The organism is Labrenzia sp. PO1 (assembly GCF_012273635.1).
GTDB classification, from domain to species: Bacteria; Pseudomonadota; Alphaproteobacteria; order Rhizobiales; family Stappiaceae; genus Roseibium; species Roseibium algicola.
In genome coordinates this window covers 213,954-229,279 of record NZ_JAAXCR010000006.1, presented here as the reverse complement: position 1 = coordinate 229,279, position 15,326 = coordinate 213,954, and the positions used below count along the sequence as shown (strand labels likewise).

The 15,326-nt window shown below is 59.1% G+C and carries 16 protein-coding genes; 11 read left to right on the top strand and 5 right to left on the bottom strand.

The window, feature by feature from the left end; all coding sequences use genetic code 11:
• Positions 1–207: 207 nt before the first annotated feature.
• From HCG46_RS26360 to HCG46_RS26340, 5 genes are all read left to right on the top strand, one after another.
• Positions 208–2,745: a flagellar hook-length control protein FliK gene (locus tag HCG46_RS26360; protein WP_168687950.1), complete on the top strand. Its 2,538-nt coding sequence runs from the start codon at positions 208–210 to the stop codon at positions 2,743–2,745.
• Positions 2,746–2,758: 13 nt separating this feature from the next.
• Positions 2,759–3,043: an EscU/YscU/HrcU family type III secretion system export apparatus switch protein gene (locus HCG46_RS26355; RefSeq protein ID WP_022997768.1), complete on the top strand. Its 285-nt coding sequence runs from the start codon at positions 2,759–2,761 to the stop codon at positions 3,041–3,043.
• A gap of 353 nt (positions 3,044–3,396) precedes the next feature.
• Positions 3,397–4,878 carry an Asp-tRNA(Asn)/Glu-tRNA(Gln) amidotransferase subunit GatB gene (gene gatB, locus HCG46_RS26350; RefSeq protein ID WP_168687949.1) on the top strand — a complete coding sequence of 494 codons (1,482 nt, stop codon included), beginning with the start codon at positions 3,397–3,399 and terminating at the stop codon, positions 4,876–4,878.
• Positions 4,879–4,882: 4 nt separating this feature from the next.
• The gene (locus HCG46_RS26345; RefSeq protein WP_168687948.1) at positions 4,883–5,278 is read left to right on the top strand and encodes a GFA family protein; all 396 of its coding nucleotides are present in this window, start codon (positions 4,883–4,885) and stop codon (positions 5,276–5,278) included.
• 72 nt (positions 5,279–5,350) lie between these two features.
• Entirely contained in the window at positions 5,351–5,971 is a 621-nt protein-coding gene (locus tag HCG46_RS26340) for a LysE family translocator (protein WP_168687947.1), read from the top strand.
• 122 nt (positions 5,972–6,093) lie between these two features.
• Here the strand turns inward: HCG46_RS26340 and HCG46_RS26335 are convergent, their stop codons facing one another.
• The gene (locus tag HCG46_RS26335) at positions 6,094–7,260 is read right to left on the bottom strand and encodes an MFS transporter (protein WP_168687946.1); all 1,167 of its coding nucleotides are present in this window, start codon (positions 7,258–7,260) and stop codon (positions 6,094–6,096) included.
• A complete protein-coding gene (locus HCG46_RS26330; protein WP_168687945.1) occupies positions 7,260–7,997 on the bottom strand; it encodes an SDR family NAD(P)-dependent oxidoreductase in 738 nt (245 codons plus the stop codon). Before HCG46_RS26330 ends, HCG46_RS26335 begins: the two co-directional genes overlap by 1 nt.
• A gap of 100 nt (positions 7,998–8,097) precedes the next feature.
• Between HCG46_RS26330 and HCG46_RS26325 the strand changes: the two genes are divergently transcribed.
• From HCG46_RS26325 to HCG46_RS26300, 6 genes are all read left to right on the top strand, one after another.
• Positions 8,098–8,709: a TetR/AcrR family transcriptional regulator gene (locus HCG46_RS26325; protein ID WP_168687944.1), complete on the top strand. Its 612-nt coding sequence runs from the start codon at positions 8,098–8,100 to the stop codon at positions 8,707–8,709.
• Between the two features lie 386 nt (positions 8,710–9,095).
• Entirely contained in the window at positions 9,096–9,776 is a 681-nt protein-coding gene (locus tag HCG46_RS26320) for an amino acid ABC transporter permease (RefSeq protein WP_062489369.1), read from the top strand.
• Positions 9,773–10,483, top strand: a complete 711-nt coding sequence (locus tag HCG46_RS26315) for an amino acid ABC transporter permease (RefSeq protein ID WP_168687943.1) — start codon at positions 9,773–9,775, stop codon at positions 10,481–10,483. The genes HCG46_RS26320 and HCG46_RS26315 overlap by 4 nt, the downstream gene beginning before the upstream one ends.
• A gap of 39 nt (positions 10,484–10,522) precedes the next feature.
• A complete protein-coding gene (locus HCG46_RS26310) occupies positions 10,523–11,311 on the top strand; it encodes a transporter substrate-binding domain-containing protein (protein WP_168687942.1) in 789 nt (262 codons plus the stop codon).
• A 108-nt stretch (positions 11,312–11,419) separates the two neighbouring features.
• A complete protein-coding gene (locus HCG46_RS26305; RefSeq protein WP_168687941.1) occupies positions 11,420–12,964 on the top strand; it encodes a glycosyltransferase family 39 protein in 1,545 nt (514 codons plus the stop codon).
• Positions 12,965–12,999: 35 nt separating this feature from the next.
• Positions 13,000–13,476, top strand: a complete 477-nt coding sequence (locus HCG46_RS26300; protein ID WP_168687940.1) for a GNAT family N-acetyltransferase — start codon at positions 13,000–13,002, stop codon at positions 13,474–13,476.
• Between the two features lie 4 nt (positions 13,477–13,480).
• On the opposite strand, the gene HCG46_RS26295 is transcribed toward HCG46_RS26300, so the two are convergent.
• The 3 genes from HCG46_RS26295 to HCG46_RS26285 all read right to left on the bottom strand — a co-directional run bounded on the left by HCG46_RS26295 (position 13,481) and on the right by HCG46_RS26285 (position 14,922).
• Entirely contained in the window at positions 13,481–13,879 is a 399-nt protein-coding gene (locus HCG46_RS26295; protein ID WP_168687939.1) for a DUF4440 domain-containing protein, read from the bottom strand.
• Between the two features lie 31 nt (positions 13,880–13,910).
• Positions 13,911–14,384, bottom strand: a complete 474-nt coding sequence (locus HCG46_RS26290) for a DUF2147 domain-containing protein (RefSeq protein WP_168687938.1) — start codon at positions 14,382–14,384, stop codon at positions 13,911–13,913.
• Between the two features lie 115 nt (positions 14,385–14,499).
• Positions 14,500–14,922 carry a DUF2147 domain-containing protein gene (locus HCG46_RS26285; protein WP_022997754.1) on the bottom strand — a complete coding sequence of 141 codons (423 nt, stop codon included), beginning with the start codon at positions 14,920–14,922 and terminating at the stop codon, positions 14,500–14,502.
• Positions 14,923–15,326: the final 404 nt, after the last annotated feature.

Sequence of the window (15,326 nt, the reverse complement as noted above, 5' to 3'; positions counted from 1 at the left end):
TGCCAAGGCCTTCTGTCTCTTGATGCCGCTCTGGTTTCCGGCACCGGTTATGAAGGACACAATGCAGCAGAAACACCTGCGTTACCTTGATCAGGGTCAACTCTGGGCAAGCATTGCGAAACCAGCCATACTGCAGGTTCATGATTCTGAACCCCTGCCAGGCCGCCTCCTGCAATTCGGAGCGCCGCAACACCTGGAGACGGTGGGATGGTTGAAACGGTAGGCGCCTCGCCGCTGCCCCAGGCAACCGGCAATGGCACAGTAGCTCAGGGACTTGTGCCGGGAACGGAACTCAAGGCCAAGGTTGAGGCGAACCTGCCGGGTGGTGTGGTGCGCCTTGCGACACCCGACGCAAAGCTGGAGCTGCGCGTTCCCGCACCACTTCCTGAAGGCGGCGAGGTTACGGTTACCGTCAGCGGCTCCAAACAGCAGCCTGCGATCCTGATCACCGTGGGCAAGGAGCAGCCGCAGCAGCAACCTTCCGCGCCGGCGACAGCTTCTCAAGGTCAGGCGTCGCAAGCCCAAGCATCCCAAGCTCAAGCACCCCAAGTACAGGCGTCAAAAGGCCAGACCGGCCAGGCTCCTGCGCAATCCGAATCCGGAGCGCCCCTGCAACCGCAACCTTCAACGGCGACCGCCTATCCGCGGCCGTCGCCGGTTCTGGCGCATCTGGTTCAGGTCCTTTCGGTCAACACGGCTCCGGGCCAGACTGCCGGCAATCCCCAGACCTTGCCGCAAACACCTCTGCCGGGGGCGTCTTCGCCAACCAGCGCTCCGCCGGCGGCCGGCGGCGTGCAGCCTCCGGCTTCAGGAAACGTCGCAACCGTTCAGCCTCTTCCGCCGACAGGAGCATCTGGACAAACAATCGCTGGAGCGACACCTCCGGCAGCGGTTTCTCCGCAGAACTCGGCGCCGACGCAGCCTGCTGCTGCCCCGTCCCAGGGGGCCGCACCTGCGCCAAATGGCCTTTCGGGTGGGGCCGCGCAGCCGCAAGTCGCTACCGCACCACCGGCGGGCACGCCATCTTCCGGGATCTCTCAACCGGGACAGCCTGCACCTCCGGCAGGGACTGCGGCCGGACAAGTGCCGTCGGGGGGAGGCGTACCTGTTACGGCTGCTACCGGACAAGGTGCGGCGAGCCTGTCGAACCTAACCGGTGGACAACCGGTTTCGCAGCCGGCAGCAGTTGCCTCAGCGGTTACAGGCATGCCCACGCAACCCGGAACATCGGTGAACCAGCCCGTAGCGAACGCTGCCGCAGTTTCACCTGCCGCTGGTTCTGTTCAGGCACCACCATCCACGCTTTCAGCAGGCACGCTGGCTACGCCAGCACCGCCGCCTTTACAAGGTAACCCGGCAGCTCCAGTGGGGGCTGCTTCAGGAAACGCGCCTGCGCCTGCCACAAGCGTCCCTGGTGTGCAAAGTGCAGTCCCCGGAACGTCGCCCGGTCAGGTTCCGGCAGGTGCAGGGGCCGGAGCGCCCGTATCAAGCACGGTGCAGGCAAATCCCCAGTCGGGAGGACCATCAGGACCAGCGCCTGTCCAGGGCTCGCAATTGGCATCAACCGCCGCGGGGGCTGGTGCCAACTCCGCTTCTCCTCCAGCTGCAAGCCTGCCTGGCACAGGCGTGCCCAATCAAGCCACAGGGCAGTCAAACGGCGCATTTCAGACAGTTGGAGGACAGCCCGTAGTCCTGACGCGAACGGCGATCCCTCAGACTTATCCCGCATCCGTTGGTGCATCCGTGCCGACTGCGGGAGCCCCGAACCCAACCGCGCAGGCTTCAGGGGTGGGGCAGCAGCCTGCCAATAAGATTGCCGAATTGCTGAAGCAACCGCTCAGTGAGCAGCAGGCCGGCCTTGGGAGCCTTTTCGCCCAGATCGGAAGCCTGATGTCCGCGCAGAACAGCGGGAACGTTTCTTTGCCGGATCCCGTGGTCAAGGCAATGCAGCAGATCCTTGGTCTACGCTTGTCGTCTGCCCAGGCACCGAGCGCGCAGGATCTGCAACAGGCCGTAAGATTGTCCGGACAGTTTCGCGAAGCACAATTGTCCTTGCCTTCCGGAGCGCAGCCGCAGGGCCAAGTCGCGCTGCCGGATTTGAAATCCGCCCTTTTGTCGTTCAAGGCACTGCTTCAGCAGTTGGGTGCCCGCTCTGAAATCACCCACCCCGCAGGACAGCCGCCGGCGCCATCCCGGCATGGTGCACCACAAGGCCAGGCGCAACAGACCAGCAGCGGGTTCTGGGCAGGAGCTGCTTCGCAAAATCTGCAGGCACTTCTGAAGGAAACGGATTCGGCCCTGGCGCGCCTACGGCTGACGCAGCTCAGCAATACAAAACTGTCCAGAGACGATGGACCGCGCGCAGCGTCCCGTCCGATGGATCTTGTGGTTGAACTGCCGCTCGCGTTTGGCAATGAAACGGCCGTGATGCAAATGCAGGTCGGCCGCGACGGGGCCGGAAACCAGGACGAGGATGAGGGGGAACCCGCCTGGCGGCTGCGGTTTGCACTCGATCTGACCGCGACAGGACCGCTGGAAGCTGCCATTAGTCTGCGCGGCGGCGGTACCTATGCCAGCTTGTGGGTGGATCGCAAGGAAACCTTCGACAGCCTGAACGCCGTTCGCGAAACCATGGAAGCCGCTTTTGCCGATGCGGGGCTGGATCTTCAGGAGCTGCGGCTGATCCGGGGGCTCCCACCCAGAACAGCGGCCAAATACGGCGCACTGATCGACAGGCAATCGTGAGACGGAACCGGCAATGAGTGAAAAGGACAAATCCGGGAAGAAGCTTGCGGTCGCACTGCAATATGAGAACGAGGGCGCTCCCGTTGTCACCGCCAAAGGCGCGGGCTCCATGGCTGAACAGATCGAACGTCTTGCGCGGGAGGCAGGCGTGCCGATTGAACAGAACCCGATGATGGCGGAGGCCCTGTCGCAGATTGAGGTCGACCAGGAAATTCCGATCGAGCTTTATCAGGCGGTCGCCGTGCTGATCGGCTTCATCATGCGGACTGGCCAGGCCAAGCACCCGCCGCAGGAATGATGGTGCAAGGCCGAGTGTTGTCGCGCTGACAAAGCAATTGCCACTGTGACCTTCCGTTGCACGCGTGTTGGTCGTGCTTTCTGGCTCTGGAAATGATCAGGCCGGGGGTGGCATTACACTCGTGCGTGACGGCACGGATGCTTGTTGCAACGCTTCGCAATGCGCGATTGCCAGGCAGGCAGACAGGAAAGGCGCGTCCTGCTGTGCGAAAGCTGACGCTTCAGGCAAGGAAAACCTTGCAGCCAGGACAATTCCCGACTAGGTCATCAAACGGCTACAAATTCGCGCCGCAGCATGTCTTTCCAGCTGGTTGACCAGACGCGAAATCAAAACGAACAGGATTTTTGACGACTATGACGATTGTCGACGTACGCACACCCGATCCGAAGAAATTCATCAAGGGCGCGACGGGCGATTGGGAAATCGTGATCGGTATGGAAGTCCATGCCCAGGTCACGTCCGAAGCCAAGCTCTTTTCCGGCGCCTCAACGGAATTCGGCAAGGACCCCAACGATAACGTCAGTCTCGTGGACGCGGCCATGCCGGGCATGCTGCCGGTGATCAACGAGGAATGCGTGCGTCAGGCGATCCGCACCGGCCTCGGGCTCAAGGCCGAGATCAATCTGAAGTCCGTGTTCGACCGCAAGAACTACTTCTATCCGGATCTGCCGCAAGGCTACCAGATCTCCCAGTTCAAGCAGCCGATTGTCGGTGAGGGCAAGATCCTTCTCGACATGCCGGACGAACAGGTCGAGATCGGTGTGGAGCGCCTGCACCTCGAGCAGGACGCCGGCAAGTCTCTGCACGACCAGCATCCGACCATGTCATTCGTCGACTTGAACCGTTCCGGCGTGGCGCTGATGGAAATCGTCTCCAAGCCGGACCTGCGGTCTTCCGACGAGGCAAAAGCCTATCTGACCAAGCTGCGCACCATCCTGCGCTATCTCGGTACCTGCGACGGCAACATGGACCAGGGGTCCATGCGCGCCGATGTCAACGTTTCCGTCCGCCGTCCGGGCGGCGAATTCGGCACGCGCTGCGAGATCAAGAACGTCAACTCGATCCGCTTTGTCGGCCAGGCCATTGAATATGAAGCACGTCGCCAGGTCGCACTTCTGGAAGACGGCGGCTCGGTCGATCAGGAAACCCGCCTGTTCGACGCCGTGAAGGGCGAAACACGGTCCATGCGGTCCAAGGAAGAAGCGCATGACTACCGCTATTTCCCGGATCCCGACCTGCTGCCGTTGGAGTTCACGCAGGCGTTCGTCGACGAACTGGCACAGCACCTGCCGGAACTGCCGGACGACAAGAAGAACCGCTTCATAGGCGACTATGGCCTCACCGCCTATGACGCCGAGATCCTGATTGCCGAAAAAGCTTCTGCCGATTTCTTCGAGGAAGTCGCCAAGGGCCGCGACGCCAAACTGGCTGCCAACTGGGTGATCAACGAGCTCTTTGGCCGCCTGAACAAGGAAGGCAAGGACCTTTCGACCAGCCCGGTTTCCGCGGCGCAGCTCGGCGGTATCGTCGATCTGATTAAGGACGGTGTCATCTCCGGCAAGATCGCCAAGGACCTGTTCGAGATCGTATGGACCGAAGGTGGCGACCCGGCGAAGATCGTCGAAGAACGTGGCATGAAGCAGGTGACCGACCTTGGTGCGATTGAAGCCATCGTCGACGAAATCATTGCCGCAAACCCGGACAAGGTTCAGCAGGCAATCGCCAAGCCGGGTCTTCTCGGCTGGTTCGTCGGCCAGGTGATGAAACAGTCCCAGGGCAAGGCCAACCCGCAGGCCGTCAGCGACATGCTGAAGCAGAAGATCGGTCTGGAGTAAGACCATGACCGGTGAGGGGACAGCGCCGAAAGTCGAGCTGCCCATCACCGGTTCCTGCCATTGCGGGGCGGTGTCTTACGAAATGAAGACACCGCCTCGACACGCCGTTGAATGCAACTGCTCCATCTGCCGCCGACTGGGCACCATCTGGGGGCATGGCGAAGCTGGCGATATCGAGATCAAGGCTGCTCCCGGAGCAACGCTCAGCTACGTCTGGGGCGACAAGGGACTGGCTTTCCACAGCTGCAACACTTGCGGCTGCACCACCCACTGGCAAAGTCTGTCGGCTGAGTTTCCCGGTCGGTTGGCAGTCAACCTCCGGCTTGCACCTCCTGGAACCATCGAAGCCATCGGGCTGCGTCACTTCGATGGCGCGGATACCTGGACCTTTCTGGACTGAAGGCACGTTGCGTGCTCTGATCGGGCCGAAGCGCTGTTGCGTACGTAATGCCATCCACACCTGGGAGGGGCAATGAACGAGCATCTTGCGAGCCTTTTTCTGGCTCTCGGCATCTTCTCTCTTGGTTTCGTCAGCATTGGACCAAACATCCTCGCCATCATCGGGACGTCGATGGAACGCGGTCGCAAGTCCGGCACCCAGCTCGCGTTGGGTGTAGGCGCAGGCTCCGGTCTATGGGCAACCTTCACGGTTGCCGGACTGACTGCCCTGATTGCCGCTTATGCCCAGGCCGTTACCGTTCTGAAGATTTTCGGGGCGGCCTACCTGTTGTGGCTGGCATTCAAGGCATTCCGTGCGGCTTCAAGGCCCGCCAACGCAATGCATGTAACCGGTGCAAGGGGACGCAATCTGTTCCTGCAGGGGCTCGCTATTCAGATGACCAACCCGAAGGCGGCACTGCATTGGATCGCGATCGTCGGGATAGGCCTGGGTGCTGATACGCCGCTATGGGTCGGTCTGCTGCTGATTGGCCTGAGTACGGCAATTTCCATCATCGGGCACGTCGCCTATGCAGTGACGTTTTCAACCGCACCCGTCATCCGCTTCTATCGGCGCAGTCAGCGCTGGATAAGCGCAACGCTGGGCGTCTTCTTCTCCTTCGCAGCTTACAAACTGGCTACATTCCGGCCTTGAGCGGAAAGACTTCGCTGCCGGCTGCCTGCTTCAAACTTTCAGGCCAATGTCCACTGAAGCTCAGTGGACATAACTGTTCAGCAGACAACAGGTTTTCGGTGACGTTCTGTTGGTTGCTTGGTTCAGATCCGGTCTGCGGCCTCCGGGGCAGGTGAGCGAAACCGCTTGGGCAGTGCTGCGAGCAACATCACCGTTGCGACACACGGTATTGCAAACAGTGCTGCGGTTGCGCTCATTGAGGCTACGCCACCCGTTTCAAGCATCCATCCGCCCACGAAGGTACCAAGTGCAATGCCGACATTGGCGGCTGCAATGTTCATGGATGCCGCGAAACTCTTGTGATCAGGCCCTGCCGTCATCACGCGCACCTGCGACAGCACGAAGCCGGCAGCGTGGGCCATGCCCCAGGCAATCAGTACGACTGTCAAAAGCAGGGCGGGAGCAGTCGCCAGAAGGCCGAAGGCCATGGCTCCGCCTGAAACAAGCAATGGAACGACAATGGCTCCGGCCAACGCATGATCCGCTGTCCTTCCTCCGACCCAGTTCCCGGCGAGGCCGGCTGCACCGAAAACCAGCAGCGCGATGGACATCTGATCTCCTTCAAGTCCGGCGTTGGCCAACAGACTGGTGAGATACGAATAGCCAGCGAACATTGCCGAGAAAACGCAGACAGACAGAAAAAGCTGACAGAGAAACGATGGACGGCGAAGCAGGGAAAGTGCGCTGGCTGTCTTTGCCTGGAAAGGTGGCAAATGAAGCCTCAGATTGGCGAACAGCAGGACTACTGACAACAAACCAAGGCCTGCGACAGGGGTTTGCCAGCCAAACCGTTCTGCAAAGAATGTTCCGCAAGACGGCGCCAGGACGACACCGAGCGTAACGCCGATATAAACTTTCGCGACGCCTTTGCCGGCGCCATACACCTGGGAGAGATGAGAGCTTGCGAAACTGATGTAGACCGGCAATGCCGCTCCCTGAGCGACCCGGAGAGCGGCGGCAAGCTCGAAATTCGGCAATACGATCAATATCAGGTTGGTGGAGTTGGGCAGCATCATCCAGCCGAGCACCTTCGCCGGAGATGTATCAGACAGATACGCGGAAAGGAACGGTGCGGCGAGGGCGGAGCCAATGGCAAACCACGTCACCAGCCAGCCGGATTGCGAGGGTGTCATGTCCAGCTGCGCCGACATTGCAGGTGCAAGGCCGATGACGACGAACTCCGTCGCCACCAGCACCAGTGCCGACAGCCCGATTGTCAGGGCTGTGGCTTTGGAAGAACCTCTTGTCATCAAGCGTTGGCACCATTGTCGATCAACCAGTCCGCTCCTGTAACAGACTGTGCAGCGTCCGAGGCGAGAAAAGCGACAACATTGGCAATTTCTTCAGGCTGTGCATAGGCTTGCCGTGCCATGAGGGCCCGTTGCCCGTCGGCAAACGGACCGTCGGCAGGGTTCATGTCCGTATCTGTGGAGCCCGGATGCACGGCATTTACCGTTATCCGCCGGGAGCCGAGATCACGCGCAAGCGCATGGGTCAATCCGGTGACGCCTGCCTTGGTTGCGCTATAGGCCACCAGTCCGGCCATGGGCGCCTGAGCTGCAAGATTACTGCCGATCGAGATGATCCTGCCTCCGTCCGGCATGTGCGTGACCGCGGCTTTTGATGCAACGAACACTGCACGAAGATTGACCGCCAGGGATGTGTCGAAGTCCTCCAGGGACAGTTGGTCGACCGGGCCGACGAGAAAGACGCCGGCGTTGTTCACCAGAATATCGATCTTTCCGAAGGTGGATGCAGCCTTGTTGATCGCGTCCTGCAACTCATTGGCCTTGCTGTTGTCGGCGCGAATGGCCAGTGCCTTGCGGCCCGTCTTTTCGATCGCCGCAACCGTCCCTGCGGCCGCGTCCTCGTTTGACGCAAAACTGATCGCTACATCAGCTCCATCTTCGGCGAGCTTGCGGGCGATTGCTGCACCGATGCCCCGGCTTCCCCCTGTCACGAAGGCGGTTTTTCCAATCAATGTCATCGTCAAATCCTATTTTGTAGTGATTGATACAAAATTAGATGGACTGCTTGTGTTGAAGGGTCAAGTGATTTATTTATCGATCGATACAGAAAGGGTTTGAATGGCAACGAGAGGTCGTCCGAGAAAATTTGACCGGGAAGAGGCTCTTGAACGAGCGATGCGTGTTTTCTGGTCGAAGACCTACGAGGGAACATCGCTGAGCGATCTGACATCAGCCATGGGAATAAACACGCCCAGCCTTTACGCTGCCTTCGGCAGCAAGCAGGAGCTTTTCCGCGAAGCTCTGGCTCACTACGTCGAGAACTATCACAACGGTATCTGGACCGGTTTGGACGAGGCCCCCTCAATTTTCGATGCGGTCCGGACCTTCCTGACACGCTCTGCAGAAGCCTATTGCATGATCGGACAACCACCTGGCTGCATGGTCGTACTGGGAGCTCAACACAGTTGCACCGAGGACCAGTCCGTTCCGGCGGGCTTGAGTGAGATGCGGAAGAACAATCTTCTCCAACTGCAGGCACGCATCGAGCAGGCAAAGGAGGAAGGTGAACTTCCCGGTGACTTCGATGCCGCAGCCGCGGCAACGATGCTCTTCTCGATGCAAACGGGAATGTCGGTTCTGGCCCGTGATGGCGTGTGCGATGACGCCTTGCTTGCTGCAGCCGACCAATGTGTCGAGGCTTTCAGGGCAATGGCAAACCGGCCCCGATAACAGCTATTCAGCAAGCCTGTCGCATCCATCGAGGCAGTGTCCATCAGGCAAGCAGTCCAGATTAATCGTCCAGGCATCCCCTGCGGCCTTGAAGTCGTGATAGCTGCACGATGCACACCCTCAACCCGGTGCCTGATCAGGTTTCTAGCTAGCTCGGTATCTGGGTGACCACCGGTCATGCCTGGTTGTCAGGTCGGACTGCCTTGTAATTTTGCCCAATATCGAGGCAAGTGCCTCCGTTGTTCGCGCATCACTTAAGTTCAGCTGCAGGTTCATGGCGAACGCCTGCAATTCTTTCCTTTGGCACAAGCCTTGCTCTTCCAACTCTGGTTTGAACCATTGGAAGTTTTTGATGAAGCACGGCCTTGTTTCTCTGGTTGGTATCAATGTCCAACCTTAGATTTTTCGAGATCTACCGGAATCCGGAATATTTGTGGCTGCTCGCCAAGGGCGCATTGATCAGCGCTGCGCTGACAATCGGCGGCGGCATCCTGGGGTTTCTCCTCGCCGTGCTGCTGGCGGCAGTCCGCCACTACAGGGTGCCGGTTCTTGCCCAACTGGCGGCAGCCTATGTCGAATTCATCCGCAACACGCCATTGATCGTGCAGATGTTTTTCGTCGCCTTCGGTTTACCGCTGCTTCTTGGGTACCAATGGCCCTTCTGGGCCCATGCGCTGCTGGCACTCTCCATCAATTTTTCCGCCTATTTTGCGGAGATCCTGCGCGCGGGCCTGGCGTCCCTCGGCGCGGGGCAAACGGAAGCCGCCGATGCGCTCGGTCTGCCGCGCTGGCTCAGCTTCGTGAAAGTGTGCCTGCCGCAGGCAGTTGCCGCCATGTATCCTTCGCTCAACAGCCAGTTCATCTTCCTGTTCCTGACAACCGGCATCATTTCGGAAATCGGCGTGACGGACCTGACATGGGCGGGTCTCTTCATCGACAGCCGGAATTTTCGCTCGTTCGAGATCTTCTTCACCCTGACGGTGATCTACCTGTTGATGTCACTGGGTTTCAAAACCCTTCTGGCGCTGCTGCATGACCGGTTGTTCAAATGGAAGGTGGTTCGATGAAAGACGCCTTCGTCGCCCTCCTTGGCAAACCATTCGGCATCGTCCTGTTCCAGCTTCTGGAAGCCACCCAATACACGATCTATCTGTCTCTGATCGCTTTCATCGGTGGGGGCTTGATCGGCGCATGCGTAACCGCTTCGCGGGTTTCACCGGTCAAGATATTGCGGAAGATCTTCACCGCCTACACCTGGCTGTTCCAGTCAGTGCCCTTGCTGATGCTGCTGTTTCTGCTCGGGCTGGGTATTCCGCATCTTTTCGAAATCCAGATTGACCCGTGGCGAGCGGCCGGCATTGCCCTGACGCTTTATACAAGCGCCTACCTGGCCGAAGTCTGGCGCGGGGCGCTGACGGCCATACCGGCAGGCCAGCATGAAGGCGGCAAGGCGCTGGGCATGACCTTCACTCAGATCATGTTCTTGATCATTCTGCCACAGGCGTTTCGCCTGGCCATTGCGCCCACGGTCGGCTTCATGGTGCAGATCATCAAGGGTACTTCGCTTGCCTATATCATCGGCTTTCATGACCTGATGACGGTCGGCAAGCGCTGGGCGAATGCGCCCGTGCCGGGCACCCAACCCTTCGTCATCTATCCGCTGATGGCGATGATCTATTTTTCTCTTTGTTTTCCGTTGTCTGTGTGGTCGCGGCGCCTTGAAAAGCGCCTCGGATCCACATCGTCCAAGGGCGGGGCTGCCGCCGCCGCCTGACAAATCGCGCTTCAAGAACAACCGAAGGAGGGTCGCGTAATGTTGAAAAAAATTTTTGGGCTGACAGGCTTGGCAGTGTCTGCCGCATTGATGATTGCTAGTCCTGCATCTGCAGAGCTGAAGGACATTCTGGAAGCCGGCAAGATCAAGATCGCTACACCGGAGAATTTTCCGCCTTTTGGCTCGCTGGGCAGTGAAGGCGAATATGAAGGCTACGATATCGACGTCGCAAAGATGATCGCGGAAGACCTGGGCGTCGAACTGGAGCTGGTGCCCGTCACGTCCAAGCAGCGCATTCCGTTTCTGGAAACCGACAAGGCCGATCTCGTGATTGCAACACTCGGTGCCAATCCGGAACGCGCAAAGTCGATCTGGTTCTCTCACGCCTATGCTCCGTTCTTTTCCGGAGCCTTTGCCAAGCCTGACGTGGCCGTTTCCACCATCGCGGATTTTTCCGGCAAGAAAATAGCGGTGACCAGCGGCACGCTTGAAGATCTGGCAATCTCGGCGGATGCACCGGAAGATGCGGAGATCATCAGGTTTGGCGACAACGCGGCCACCATTGCAGCTTATGTTTCCGGCCAGGCCGACGTTATCGTGACCGGCAACATGGTGGCTTTGGGCATTTCCAATGACAACCCGGACTTCAATCTGGAAAACAAGTTCATCATCGCCAATTCGCCGTCTTTCATCGGTGTGAAGACGGGCAACATCGACCTTCTGCAATGGGTCAACGTTTTCGTTCTGCACAAGAAGCTGAACGGCAAGCTGGGCGAGCTGTCAGAGAAGTGGCTGAAGACGCCGCTGCCGCCTTTGCCTGCACTTTAAGGCCTGCCGGCTGAACGCTTGAAGCGCGCGGCGTCGAGCCGCGCGTTTTTGTTTTCGCAAGGGAAAATGCGAGGTTACAGGCTTCCGAAAATCTAGTATCCCCCTGCCATGATGTTTCGCAGTTCGACCGCCGGTACAGGGCCGGCTCCGTTTTATGCCACGCCCCTCGGCGTCTGGGGCGTCGTCGCCCTTTGGGGGCTCGCGCATATCCTGCTGAGGGCGTTGAACACGCCCGTCCTTGGTACGGACGATATGTTCGAGAACGTTCTGGTGCAGACACTGGAGCCCGGTTACATGCTGCGTCAGCCACCGCTTTACGAGTGGCTGCTCTGGTCTGCGCAGCAATTGTTCGGCCCTACAATCTGGGCAGCGCTTTTCGTCAAATACACCCTGATCTCGATTGCCGCGCTGTTTCTGTTTCTGATCGCGCGCAAGGCCATTCACGACACGCGCCTTGCGGCCCTGTGTGTCTTTTCCTATTCGCTCTTCTACCAGTTCGGCTGGAACCTTCATGAAGGCGTCACTCACACGGTGGTGTTGACTGCAGCCTGCGCCATGAGCGCCTTCTTCTTCCTGAAGGCGCTGGAGACACAGCGGCTCGGCTACTACGTGCTGTTTGGCATGGCGGCCGGGGCCGGACTGCTGGGCAAGCATTCCTACCCGATTTTTGTACTTGCCCTGATCCTGGCAGCGGCCAGCGACCCGGCATGGCGCACCCGGCTGCGCCTTTCCGGCTTGTTGCTGGTGCCTTTCGCGGCGGCACTGATCTACAGCCCCTATGCCTATTGGATCTTCAGCGAAGGGCTGAAGCTGCTGGCATCGGTTTCCGACACCATGGGCGTCAGTGCTGAAACATCGCATCTGATGCGCGCAGGCGAGGGGCTCGGGAAACTTGCCTTCGGACTTGTCGGTTTCTCGGTTCCGCTGGTTCCTCTGCTGCTCCTGCTGTTCTGGCCGCGCTATCTTGGCCGCAAAAAGCCCGAAACACCTGCCGTGAGTGACGCAGCGCGCCTGTGCGGGCGCACGGTTCTCCTGATGATCCTGCTGACGGCGCTGATGATTGCGATCTCCGGTGCGACCTACGTCAAGGAACGGCACATGCACCCGCTGCTTCTGCTGCTGCCGGTGTGGCTGTTCGCCGACCTGGAACGCTTCGGATTTGAAAAACAATGGCGCTGGCTGACGGCCGTTGTTCTGGCGGTTGTCGCGGTTGCCTTTCTCGCCCGGGTACCAGGGTTGGTCGCGCCGGACAAGACATGGTGCGGTGGCAAGTGCCGGCACATGAAGCCTTACGCGGACCTGAAGGCACCGCTGGCTGACCTGGGTGCAGCAGACGCCACACTGATTGCCGATGATGGCTATACCGGCGGCAATCTGAGGGTCTTGTTTCCCGATGCCAGGCTGGTGACCAAGGCCATTCCGGCCAGAACGCCACCGCGACAAAGCTGCTTCTTCATCTGGGAAGAGGGGGACAAGGAGCCGGACACGTCTGCAATGGAGCGCTTCAGTCAGGTCGCCTTCTGGGATGCCGGCGAGGCGCTTGAGGCAACGTATCTCACCGGCGCTTGGCCGCATTTGTGGAAGCCGCCCGGCTGGCGGACAAGCTGGTGGGGCGTAGCGAAGCTCCCGCCCGAGAGCCCAATCTGCCGCTGACCGTAATCTTTCCTGACCAAAGGCGCGAACCGAAGATGCCGGACACATTTGCCTCGACTGTTTCCATCGAAAAAGCCCGCCCGGAGCACCTTCGCGAGATCGTCGCCATCATCAATGCGGGGGCGACCAGTGTTCGCAAGGACAGGGAATTTGCCGATTGGCAGGACTACCGACCGGCATTTGACGCGCTTGTCGCCGCACCCGAGTGCGATATCTACGTCGCGCTTGGCGAAAGCGGAGAAGTGGTCGGCACCTTCCAGATCCATTTCATGAAGGGGCTCGCTTTCCAGGGGCGTCCGAGGGTTGAACTGGAAAGCGTTCACGTGCGGGCAGACCAGCGTGGGTCCGGTGTCGGGCGGCTGATGATGGCAAGGGCTGAAGACCTGGCACGGCAGGGCAACGCCTGCATGGTGCAGCTGACGTCGAACAAGGAACGCGAAGGCTCACATCACTTTTACAAGCGGCTTGGCTACGACCAGAGCCATCACGGCTATAAGAAGATGTTCGTCTGAGCCATCATTTATCAGTCGGTGCCTGGCGCGCTGTGCCTTGATGGAACCGTAACTGCCAGGCTCCGTCTCGTCTGCTCCAGATCGAACTGCGGTTTGCTGTTTCAACGTTACCAAGCTCACGCCTGACCTCACTGACGTAGGTCACGAGAACCGAATTCGTGTCGATCACGGTGAACTTGAGGCCGGGCAGGGGCAGGCGTACGTCGATAGGCCGTGCGGCACACGCGGGCAGGATCAGGTCTTCACGCGGATAGATACGGCCGGATCGGCCGAACTCAAAAAAGTCATCCGCAAAGATCCGGTCCATCAGGACCGGATCGTACCGCGTTTCCGCTCGCCACAGGCTTTCCTCCAGTCTGGTGAGCGTTTCGATATCGTCGGGCGTGAGGCACGTGTCAGACATGGATCCGGCCTGAGCTGGTGAACCGGCGGTGTCAGTCGACCCGTCGCCAGGTTTCCTTTTCGCAGACATTGAAAACGACGCGGACGCAGCCCTGTACTTCCAGGGCGGAGGCGTTCTTCGGGCGCAAGGTGGCATCCGCGCTAAAGCCGCGACGCGGATCATAGACCCGGCCTTTCCAGCCATCTTTCTGTGGTGCCATGCGCCAGAGCACGGTCAGGCCGAGCACCTTCCGTTTGCGCTTGCTTTCGTCCTTGTTTTTGAGATCCGGCGTGTTTTCCATGGAATAGCCTTTGGGGGCCGGAAACCGGACAATCTTGCCGCAGGGCACCTTGCCGCATTTTTGTATCTGGATGACGGCCCCTGCCGGTGTCAGCCATTTGCCGTTGATGTCCGGGGCTGCAATGGCTTGGCCCCCTGTGCCTGCAAGCAGGAGAGCGAACAGACCGGCTTTCGATAACAGTCTGGAAGCCGGAAACGCAGAAACAAAGAAAGAAACAGGAACCACGATTATCCCCCGTCGCAATGCTGGTGACGACTGCGCCACAATCTCTGACCGGCAATTGCGACGGAGGAAAGGCCAAATCGACAGGATCTGGCGATTTCGGACTTTGTTCAGCCGTTTATTGTTCTCGTTTCCAGGTTTCGCCCTTGCAGATGAGGCCGCCCATCACGCAGCCCTCCAGTTTCAACGCGTTGGCGGACGTCAGCTCGATGAAGCCGGTATAGGTTTTGCCGTCCTCGGCGTTATAGACCTTGCCCTTCCACTGGTTTTCCTTGTCGGTGGGTTTCATGGCCTGAACGATCTGTACTCCCAGCAGCGGGCGGTCCCGCTTGGCCGCGTCCGGGTTCCTGGTGTCGTTTCGCGGCTCCCGCAGCCATATCAGCTTGCCGCACAAGGAACTGCCGCAGGAGCTGATCCGGATCTTGGATGCCCCGTTCGGGCGGACCCAGTCTCCCTTGGCATCGCCTGCGAAAGACATTGTTGCGGATGTGGTGATGATGGCGCCCGCAAGAAGTGCGGACGACAGAATGGTTTTCAGCATAAGTTCCTCCCAAAGCGGAATGCCTTCCGTTTACGGAAAGGGAATGTATAGCCCGGGAAACGTGCTGAAAAGCCGTCACCCAACGTCAGGTCGTCCGAAAATCTGCCTGAACGCCAAAGGGAGGCAAAGTCTGGTTTTCTGAAGGGAAGGGAACGAAATAGAGCCGGACAAAGAATTGTGGAAACGAATCCATGGTGAACAGATGGTTGATGGGCCTTGTCAAATTTTCGGAGAATGTGACTGATTAAAAAGGGAAAATCGCAACCATATACTTACCGCAATATGAATTTCAGACTTATTTAAATTTTTGTTCGCATTACGTTAAACCTGTCTTTTAACGCCCCTTTTAACTGCTGCTGATGAAGTAGACCTCAAGAAACAACGGGGAAAGCTTCACGAAAGCT

Excerpts from the sequence above, each read along its gene's own strand:
- HCG46_RS26330 (WP_168687945.1), bottom strand. The coding sequence starts at position 7,997 with ATGACATTGATTGGAAAAACCGCCTTCGTGACAGGGGGAAGCCGGGGC.
- HCG46_RS26355 (WP_022997768.1), top strand. The coding sequence starts at position 2,759 with ATGAGTGAAAAGGACAAATCCGGGAAGAAGCTTGCGGTCGCACTGCAA.
- HCG46_RS26305 (WP_168687941.1), top strand. The coding sequence starts at position 11,420 with ATGATGTTTCGCAGTTCGACCGCCGGTACAGGGCCGGCTCCGTTTTAT.
- HCG46_RS26315 (WP_168687943.1), top strand. The coding sequence starts at position 9,773 with ATGAAAGACGCCTTCGTCGCCCTCCTTGGCAAACCATTCGGCATCGTC.
- HCG46_RS26360 (WP_168687950.1), top strand. The coding sequence starts at position 208 with ATGGTTGAAACGGTAGGCGCCTCGCCGCTGCCCCAGGCAACCGGCAAT.
- HCG46_RS26285 (WP_022997754.1), bottom strand. The coding sequence starts at position 14,922 with ATGCTGAAAACCATTCTGTCGTCCGCACTTCTTGCGGGCGCCATCATC.
- HCG46_RS26295 (WP_168687939.1), bottom strand. The coding sequence starts at position 13,879 with ATGTCTGACACGTGCCTCACGCCCGACGATATCGAAACGCTCACCAGA.
- HCG46_RS26325 (WP_168687944.1), top strand. The coding sequence starts at position 8,098 with ATGGCAACGAGAGGTCGTCCGAGAAAATTTGACCGGGAAGAGGCTCTT.
- HCG46_RS26340 (WP_168687947.1), top strand. The coding sequence starts at position 5,351 with ATGAACGAGCATCTTGCGAGCCTTTTTCTGGCTCTCGGCATCTTCTCT.
- gatB (WP_168687949.1), top strand. The coding sequence starts at position 3,397 with ATGACGATTGTCGACGTACGCACACCCGATCCGAAGAAATTCATCAAG.
- HCG46_RS26320 (WP_062489369.1), top strand. The coding sequence starts at position 9,096 with ATGTCCAACCTTAGATTTTTCGAGATCTACCGGAATCCGGAATATTTG.
- HCG46_RS26300 (WP_168687940.1), top strand. The coding sequence starts at position 13,000 with ATGCCGGACACATTTGCCTCGACTGTTTCCATCGAAAAAGCCCGCCCG.
- HCG46_RS26310 (WP_168687942.1), top strand. The coding sequence starts at position 10,523 with ATGTTGAAAAAAATTTTTGGGCTGACAGGCTTGGCAGTGTCTGCCGCA.
- HCG46_RS26335 (WP_168687946.1), bottom strand. The coding sequence starts at position 7,260 with ATGACAAGAGGTTCTTCCAAAGCCACAGCCCTGACAATCGGGCTGTCG.
- HCG46_RS26345 (WP_168687948.1), top strand. The coding sequence starts at position 4,883 with ATGACCGGTGAGGGGACAGCGCCGAAAGTCGAGCTGCCCATCACCGGT.